An 8,159-nucleotide genomic window follows, 5' to 3' on the forward strand; every position below is an offset into this window, starting at 1 on the left:
GATACATGTGCTGCTGAGTTTGAATCAGGTACAGCATATATGTATTCAACTTACGATGAAGAATGTGAAGCAAATCCATCTAATCGTGACAAGATCATGGTGATTGGTGGTGGTCCTAACCGTATTGGTCAAGGTATTGAGTTTGATTACTGCTGTGTACACGCTGCGCTTGCAATGCGTGATGACGGTTACGAAACTATCATGGTGAACTGTAACCCTGAAACAGTTTCTACCGATTATGATACATCTGATCGTTTATACTTCGAACCTGTAACACTAGAAGATGTACTTGAAATCGTACGTACTGAGAAGCCTAAAGGCGTAATCGTACAGTATGGTGGTCAGACTCCATTGAAATTGGCTCGTGCTTTAGAAGAAGCTGGTACGCCAATCATTGGTACATCACCAGATGCGATTGACCGTGCTGAAGACCGTGAACGTTTCCAACAGATGATTCAACGTTTACAGCTCCGTCAACCAAATAACAGCATCGTAAAATCTGCTGAAGAAGGTATTTCAGAAGCGGCGAAAGTGGGCTATCCACTGGTTGTTCGTCCATCTTATGTATTAGGTGGTCGTGCAATGGAAATCGTATATAACGAAGAAGAGCTTAAACGCTACCTTCGTGAAGCAGTACAAGCATCTAATGAAGCACCTGTCCTACTTGACCGTTTCCTAGATGATGCGACTGAAGTTGACGTAGACTGCGTATCTGACGGTAAAGATGTTGTAATCGGCGGTATCATGCAACACATTGAACAAGCAGGTATTCACTCAGGTGACTCTGCATGTTCGATTCCTCCTTACTCTCTTTCACAAGAAGTTCAGGATGAAATGCGTCGTCAAACGGTAGCAATGGCTAAAGAACTTGGCGTTGTTGGTTTAATGAACGTTCAGTTTGCTGTAAAAGGCAACGACATTTACGTACTCGAAGTAAACCCACGTGCATCACGTACGGTTCCATTCGTGTCTAAATGTATTGGTGAATCTTTGGCAAAAGTTGCAGCTCGTTGTATGGCGGGTCAATCACTTGAATCTCAAGGTTTCACTAAAGAAATTATCCCGACACGTTTTGCAGTGAAAGAAGCGGTGTTCCCATTCGCTAAATTCCCTGGTGTTGACCCAATGCTTGGCCCTGAGATGAAATCGACAGGTGAAGTAATGGGTGTTGGTCATACATTTGGTGAAGCATTCTATAAAGCAGTGTTGGGCTCAAATGAACGTTTGCCTGGCTTACCAACTGAAGGCGAAGTTAAACATGCATTCTTGTCTGTTCGTGAATCAGATAAGAAATACATTACTGACATTGCTCAAAAGTTAATTGCTTATGGTTTCAAACTTGTTGCAACTAATGGTACTTACCAAGTACTTCAAGCAGCTGGTTTAGAGTGCGAAGCAGTGAATAAAGTCACTGAAGGTCGCCCTCATATTGTTGACCGCTTGAAAAATGGTGAAATTCATCTTATTGTCAACACAACTGAAGGCAAACAAGCTCAGTATGATTCAGCGATGATTCGTCGTGCTGCCCTCCAAGGCAAAGTGTATTACACAACGACAATCAACGGTGCTGAAGCAGTTTGCCAAGCATTTGCTGTGAAATTGCCAATGGATGTATACCGCTTGCAAGATTTACAAACTGTAGGTTAATTCTCTACCGATAAGTCCCGTCACCTTATCGGTGGCGGGCTTTTTCTTTTTTTTAATCCTGTATTTTCCCAACCAATTTAGAGGGGACTAAAATGCAACGTTATCCTATGACTCCCGAAGGCAAGGTTGCCTTAGAGAAAGAATTACAACAGCTAAAAACAGTGGATCGCCCTCGTATCACGCAGGCAATTGCTGAGGCACGTGAACACGGTGACCTCAAAGAAAATGCTGAATATCATGCTGCTCGTGAGCAACAAGGTTTCTGTGAGGGCCGCATCCAAGATATCGAAGGTAAGCTTGGCGCATGCCAAGTGATCGATGTAAAAGACCTTGAGCAAAATGGTCGTGTTGTGTTCGGGGTAACAGTTACTATTGAAAACCTTGATACTGAAGAACGCAAAACTTACAAAATCGTAGGTGATGACGAAGCAGATTTTAAAATCAATAAAATCTCAGTGAACTCTCCAATTGCACGTGGTCTTTTAGGTAAGAGTGAAGGCGACGAAGCGAAAATTCAAACACCACAAGGTGAAGTTGAATACGAAATCGTAAGTGTGGAATATCTTTAATATTCTATATGCAATTAACCCCTCGTTTTGAGGGGTTTTTCTTCTCAAGATACACTGTGGAAATTCAATGGACTCATCTTTGATCAACTCTCCTGTTAAACATTGGTGTGAGTTCGAATTTATTTCCAAAACAGTGAAAAATCCGAATATCCATATTAAAGGTAATTATTCTTATTACTCAGCCTATTGGGATCAGGGTTTTGAACGTTGTGTTGTCCGTTATTTACATGACAAACCATCTTTGCCTGAGAAGCCAATCGATCAACTCCATATCGGTAACTTTGTTTGTTTTGGTGCTGAATGCGTGATTATGATGGGTGGCAATCAACTCCATCGCCCAGATTGGATTTCGACCTTCCCTTTTGATACACGCAGCTTTCTACCCGCTGGTGATACTGTGATTGCTGATGGTTGTTGGATTGGCAGTCGAGCAATGATCATGCAAGGGGTTAAATTAGGTGAAGGCGCTGTGGTCGCCACAGGTGCTGTGGTCACTCAAGATGTGCCGCCTTATGCTGTTGTTGGCGGAGTTCCTGCCAAAATTATCAAATACCGTTTCTCCGAATCTGATATTGAAAAATTGCTCTCGATCAAACTCTATGACTTTGATGAAAAGCAGATTTTAAAAATGCGTGAAACATTGCAGACGGATGATGTGGAAACCCTTCTCAAGCATCTAAGGAAAGATTAATCAAACTTTTTACAAATAAATCATGTGTATACCTACACTGTATTTTTATGGAAATTTCATATATTTAAAATACCGTAATGGCTTAACCATACTCCTATAAATAATAACTATCCCTATAAATTTACTAGGTTTTATTCATCTCGCAATCGGTTTAATATAAAGCCATAAACAGTATTTTAAACAAAAATTTCACAAGCAATCAGACAGTAATAATAAGGAGCAATCACCATGACTTATCAAAAAATCCTCGTTGCCATAGATGATTCAGAAATTGCAGTAAACGTGATCCAAGAAGCTGCACAACTCGCTAAAGCACTGAATAGTGAAATCACAGTCGTTGAAGTGATGACCTTAGACCCTTACCTAGCTGATGCCTATCTTAAGCTTGGTCAAAGTAATGAACTGATCGAACGCGTACGCAGTTATGTACAAGAAAACTTAGATAAAGCAGAGAAAAAGTTTGAAGAGCTTGGCTTAACCGTTGGAACACAAATACTTGAAGGCTTTTCAATACACGAAGAAATTATCGGTGCAGCACAGAACTTAGGCTCTGATCTTATTATTATGGGATCACATGGTCGTACAGGCATTAAAAAATTTATATTAGGTAGCGTTGCCCAAAAAGTATTAGGAGAAAGTCATATTCCTGTTTTAATCGTGCGTTAATTATATTTATGAAGATTTAACCATCGAATCTTATTAATTTAAAAATCAAAGCCAGTACAAGAGTAATCTTGATACTGGCTTTTTTATATTTATTCTGATGCTAATTGAATTGGTTTTGCCTTTTCTAATACATCTTTTGGTAATTCAGTCGTAGAAACGATAGTTAATGACTGCGTATTTGCTTGAAGGTTTTCTTTCTTAAGATCATTTAATACGACATTCGTATCTTTTGTACTTAGGCTATACATTGCACCTGTCGCAGGATCAATGATCAACAAACCAAGTAAGCCACCAAAAACAATATTTCCAACATACCAACCATTTACGTGTGCTGAAACATTCACAGTTTTAGTTTCGTAGCCTTCTTTTTCAAAGATTACAGTATATTTTTCAGGTACAAAGAAACCTGAGCTTCTTTTCAAACTTACAGTCACAGGTGCTTGTCCTACATGAACTTTTTTACCTGCTTTATTTAAAATCGTAATATTACTGAGTTCTGGCGTACTCTCAAATGTCATTGTCTGAGTTCTACCAGACATAATGCTCGCACATCCAGATAAACTAAGCGCAACGATCCCACAAATAACAGCTAATTTTTTCATTTAATTACCAAATATACATATGTATTCTTTATGTATAATTATTGTAATTAAATAACAGCAATATCCTTTTATACAAATCAGTCTATTAATTTTAGGATCAAGGAATCCAACTAAAAACCTTTAAATTAATTTTATTATTTAAAACATAAATCTCCTCGTCGGCCAATAATTGTTGTTGAATATTCTCTCCTTTTTCATTTATACGCATCACACTTATTTTTCCTTGTGAATTAATAACGCGATGCCAAGGAATACTACTCTCCTGATCCAAATGCTTGAGAACGTAACCAACCAATCGCGCATGCTTAGGAATACCCGCTAACTTTGCAATCTGCCCATAAGTTGCTACTTTCCCATAAGGAATTAAAGCAATAACTTCTAAAATCTGTCGATGCAACTCATTACTATCTTTCACAATTTCCTCTCAAAAAATCTGTTAGCATATTGAAAATCAGAACGAATTCCCTAAAGAACAATTAAAAATCGATGGGCAGAGGAACATAAAAATGCGATCAAAACTGATATTGCTTACAGCCTTATGTCTGACCTTTACAGCTTCATGTACCACCAAAAAACCACCTGTGAAAATTACACCGTATAAATACAAAATTGACGCAGCAAGCCATCTTCCCGTCGTCTATGTAAGCTTTGTCTACACGACCAATCGTCCTGAAGCAAAAGTATTTGATACGCGTTTGCAAATGTACAAAGAGTTAGAGATTTTAAACCGCTACTTCCTTGATGAAGATAATCAAAAAATCTTTAAGTTTAGAATCAATCATTACTACTCTTATCAAGACTTCAGCAAACGAAAATGTGAATTGGCAAATCGTTTGAATCAACCCACTGCCCTCATTCCCGACAACATTCCTGGCGCTGTTAAAAGCTGTTTCTCAAGACGTAAAAGCAAAGAAGTGTTTTTTATTATTTATGACGCATACAATCAAAAACTCAAGTACAACGATATTACCAGTTGGGGGTTTAGAAATCAGGGACAACCTTTTATCTTGATCGATTGGGAACGACTCAACTATCAAACACAAGCCGCAAGTATCCATGAAATGGGACATGCTTTTGGTTTAGGACATGTTTGTGCACCGAGAGCAAAGAAAAGTACACCAACCAATATTATGACCAGCTACGACTGTAAATTAGGTAGCGGAGGTCTACGTAACTTAGGTTTTACCTCAGAACAATTAAATACTATTTTGCAAAATTATGCCAAATACCCTTAGATTTTCAGCTCAATAAAACAACCTAATGCATTCTTTTTAAATTGATAATGACTTTGATCCAAATGTTGCGTTAGATAGTCACTTGCCTGCTTAAATTGTTTTTCATTCACAGGATATGGCTGCCAAAAAGTTTCTAAATTGTCTGTAAAAATTGGATACAGTTGCACAGTTTCTTCATCAAGATTAATCCGAGCAATCATGCCATAAGGTAAAGCCTGATGCTTTTTATATTCACCATTGCTATTAAACACCCCATTTCCTATCCCAAAAACTACTGGTTTATCATAAATATATTGAATCGGCTGAATCGTATGCGCGCCATGTCCAATGATCAGATCAACACCGATTTGTGTAAATAATTTAGCAAGACTTTCTTGCTCTGGATGAGTTGTTTTGAAATCAACCCCCCAATGACAAATTAAGATGACCTTATGGGTAGGATGACGTGTTTTATAATGGATAATCTGTTCAAATAAAATCGTATTTAGACAAGCGACTCCAGCACTCTCCCCTAATGCATAAAAATCATAATCTTGATAGGCAATATCCCGATGCCAATAACCATTAAAAATCGCAAAGGTTTTTTGTGCGCTTCGAATCTCAAAAAACTGATGTGCTTCTTGTTGATCTAATCCAGCACCAATGTAATGGATATTCGCCTCATCATACTGCTGTAAGGTGTATCGTAAACTAGCAGCGCCATAATCCTTTAAATGATTATTTCCGAGGCAAACTGTATTGATATGCACTCTTTTAAATTCTTGGATCGTTTCTTTCGCTTCGGCACCCAATATGAATGCTTTCTTGTCTTGCAGAGGAGAATCTTTTTCAGAGTTAAATACCGCCTCAAAATTCGCAATATTCAGATCATTTTCATTAAAAAAGGCTTTTATCTTTTCAAATGAGTGCTGATAACCATAACGTTGTAATGCGTCATCATTTCCTTTGCATTTTCGAATCTCAGTGTAAAACTCACCAAAGTAAGTATCGCCGATGATATTGATCCATTCGCTTTTTGCTTGGATCGACTTTGATGGAATCAATCCCTCTGTAAAATAATGATAATAAGGAATAATGTGATCAATGCGTTGAATTGAATCAAATAAACAAAAGATACTAATGGTTTGATTTTCTGATCGATAGGAAAAATAAATCTGTTTATTTGCAAGTTCAAAATACAATACGGCATCTAGTTGAGAACACGTTAATATCGAGCTGATCGGTGTCAGCGTATTGCCTTTGAAGCTTAGCTGCTTCTGAAAGACTTGTTGAATGATCTCAATTGGCATTAAAAAAATTGCTTCTGCCAATTGATAAAGCTCTCTAATGGTTTGAACTTGTGTATCAAGTTTAAATTTTTTTAATTCGTTCTGTAATGCAATCTGTGCCTGCTCACGACCACCCAATAATTGATTCAATAATTGCAAAGCTAGTTCTGGAGGTTGGGCAAATGCGATGTACTGTAATAGCTCTAAAACAGTATAAGCTTGTTTTTTTGAACGTCCGAAAAGGTTGTTTTGTCGACTTCCCTCTAGCTCAATCTTTTGATCCAATTTTAATTTTTCAGCTTGAATCATTTGCATCGCAAGGTACAAAACGATCCAGTTATTACAATCCACCGAAAGCGATGTTTGCCAAATCGAATGCTGAAAGTCTTCAGATTTAATCTGCGTTATTATTTTAATTTCTTGAGATAAATCCATTTATTTAAACCTCAATTTATTCATTTTCAAAATGCTGAACATAAGCAATATATCCAGACAAATTATGTTCCTGATCATCTATTCGAACGCGAAAACGATCATGTCTCACATAGAATGCATGTAAAATTTTATCTGGCCGCGCCATATACATTGCAACTTCAGGATAAAAGAAACCTGTCCGTTGGAACTCAGTCCGAAACTCGATAAGCTTTTTCAAATCATCAAAATGTGATTGCTTGAACAGTTCTGCTAAACCAAGCTTCTTCATTCTTTCAATCATTTGATAAGCAGCCATCATTAGCTCTAATAAGGTGGCATAACTGGTCTTTCGATTGCGAATAAAAATCATATGTCTCAGGTAGTTTTTCATACCAAAGAGAAAATACTTTTCCTCTGGGCAAATTTTCGTTAGTTCATTGGTACAGTAACTGAGCCAATGATCATGATAGCGCTCATATCTTTCAGAAATAAAACGTTCAAACATGAGCTTTACTGTACTTAATAATTTTTCTTCTGGTTTGAGTTGATACAACCGCAATAAGGCCAAAGCAGCTTCACCGTCATAATAAACAATACGAAACTTTTGCTTTAATTCCATATTTGGATAATGCAGTACATGAGTCGTTTCACCTTCTGAATTTACCATTGATAAAATTCCATTGGCTAACTTTTTAGCATAATCCAGAAATTGATTATCTCCTGTAAGCTCTTGATATTTAGTGAGCATTAAGATTGCAGCGGCATTTGCGCCTAACTTAATTTCATCTAATTTTTCTGGTTCACTTGCATCTAACATATAAGCAAGCTGAGGTTCTTGCTCGAAATAAAAATGAGCCAAGGCATAATCAATTGCTGACCTTATTTTGTTTAAATGCCCTTCATGATTATCGATCATTAAGGTTTCGATTAGAGCGTAGTTCGTGGTGCAATGCCGAATCGTATTGTAATTTCGAATACTTCGATCAAAGGCAGGAAAACATCCATAAATAAATCTGCCATCTTCTTGAATCTGTAAAGTGATGAATGCTGCATTTTGCTTAATCATT

8 protein-coding genes and 1 pseudogene are annotated in these 8,159 nt (G+C 37.4%); 5 read left to right on the forward strand and 4 right to left on the reverse strand.

What is annotated here, in order from left to right:
• From carB to B4237_RS13610, 4 genes are all read left to right on the forward strand, one after another.
• On the forward strand, positions 1 to 1,647 hold a 1,647-nt coding region (carB, locus tag B4237_RS13595; protein WP_286943568.1), incomplete at its 5' end, for a carbamoyl-phosphate synthase large subunit.
• A 92-nt stretch (positions 1,648 to 1,739) separates the two neighbouring features.
• Complete coding sequence (gene greA / locus B4237_RS13600) at positions 1,740 to 2,216, forward strand: transcription elongation factor GreA (protein ID WP_004878279.1); 477 nt, start codon at positions 1,740 to 1,742, stop codon at positions 2,214 to 2,216.
• A gap of 67 nt (positions 2,217 to 2,283) precedes the next feature.
• Complete coding sequence (locus tag B4237_RS13605; RefSeq protein WP_007483039.1) at positions 2,284 to 2,907, forward strand: CatB-related O-acetyltransferase; 624 nt, start codon at positions 2,284 to 2,286, stop codon at positions 2,905 to 2,907.
• A gap of 228 nt (positions 2,908 to 3,135) precedes the next feature.
• Complete coding sequence (locus tag B4237_RS13610) at positions 3,136 to 3,573, forward strand: universal stress protein (protein ID WP_004878276.1); 438 nt, start codon at positions 3,136 to 3,138, stop codon at positions 3,571 to 3,573.
• 89 nt (positions 3,574 to 3,662) lie between these two features.
• On the opposite strand, the gene B4237_RS13615 is transcribed toward B4237_RS13610, so the two are convergent.
• Together B4237_RS13615 and B4237_RS13620 are read right to left on the reverse strand one after the other, a co-directional pair.
• Positions 3,663 to 4,175: a hypothetical protein gene (locus tag B4237_RS13615; protein WP_278596212.1), complete on the reverse strand. Its 513-nt coding sequence runs from the start codon at positions 4,173 to 4,175 to the stop codon at positions 3,663 to 3,665.
• A gap of 97 nt (positions 4,176 to 4,272) precedes the next feature.
• The gene (locus tag B4237_RS13620) at positions 4,273 to 4,590 is read right to left on the reverse strand and encodes an MGMT family protein (protein WP_278596211.1); all 318 of its coding nucleotides are present in this window, start codon (positions 4,588 to 4,590) and stop codon (positions 4,273 to 4,275) included.
• A gap of 91 nt (positions 4,591 to 4,681) precedes the next feature.
• On the opposite strand from B4237_RS13620, the gene B4237_RS13625 reads away from it, so the two are divergent.
• Entirely contained in the window at positions 4,682 to 5,410 is a 729-nt protein-coding gene (locus B4237_RS13625; RefSeq protein WP_278596210.1) for a metalloprotease, read from the forward strand.
• On the opposite strand, the gene B4237_RS13630 is transcribed toward B4237_RS13625, so the two are convergent.
• Positions 5,407 to 7,113 (reverse strand): CapA family protein, encoded by a 1,707-nt coding sequence (locus tag B4237_RS13630; protein ID WP_278596209.1) that lies wholly within the window; start codon positions 7,111 to 7,113, stop codon positions 5,407 to 5,409. The genes B4237_RS13625 and B4237_RS13630 overlap by 4 nt on opposite strands.
• Positions 7,114 to 7,129: 16 nt before the next feature.
• Positions 7,130 to 8,159: pseudogene (locus B4237_RS13635) on the reverse strand (poly alpha-glucosyltransferase); the annotation flags it as partial.

The sequence above is a fragment of the Acinetobacter sp. UBA6526 genome (assembly GCF_002434875.1).
GTDB lineage: Bacteria > Pseudomonadota > Gammaproteobacteria > Pseudomonadales > Moraxellaceae > Acinetobacter > Acinetobacter venetianus.

What these genes read in the sequence shown, in the direction of transcription:
- B4237_RS13625 (WP_278596210.1), top strand. Translation starts at nt 4,682, where the DNA reads ATGCGATCAAAACTGATATTGCTTACAGCCTTATGTCTGACCTTTACA.
- B4237_RS13605 (WP_007483039.1), top strand. Translation starts at nt 2,284, where the DNA reads ATGGACTCATCTTTGATCAACTCTCCTGTTAAACATTGGTGTGAGTTC.
- B4237_RS13615 (WP_278596212.1), bottom strand. Translation starts at nt 4,175, where the DNA reads ATGAAAAAATTAGCTGTTATTTGTGGGATCGTTGCGCTTAGTTTATCT.
- B4237_RS13630 (WP_278596209.1), bottom strand. Translation starts at nt 7,113, where the DNA reads ATGGATTTATCTCAAGAAATTAAAATAATAACGCAGATTAAATCTGAA.
- B4237_RS13610 (WP_004878276.1), top strand. Translation starts at nt 3,136, where the DNA reads ATGACTTATCAAAAAATCCTCGTTGCCATAGATGATTCAGAAATTGCA.
- greA (WP_004878279.1), top strand. Translation starts at nt 1,740, where the DNA reads ATGCAACGTTATCCTATGACTCCCGAAGGCAAGGTTGCCTTAGAGAAA.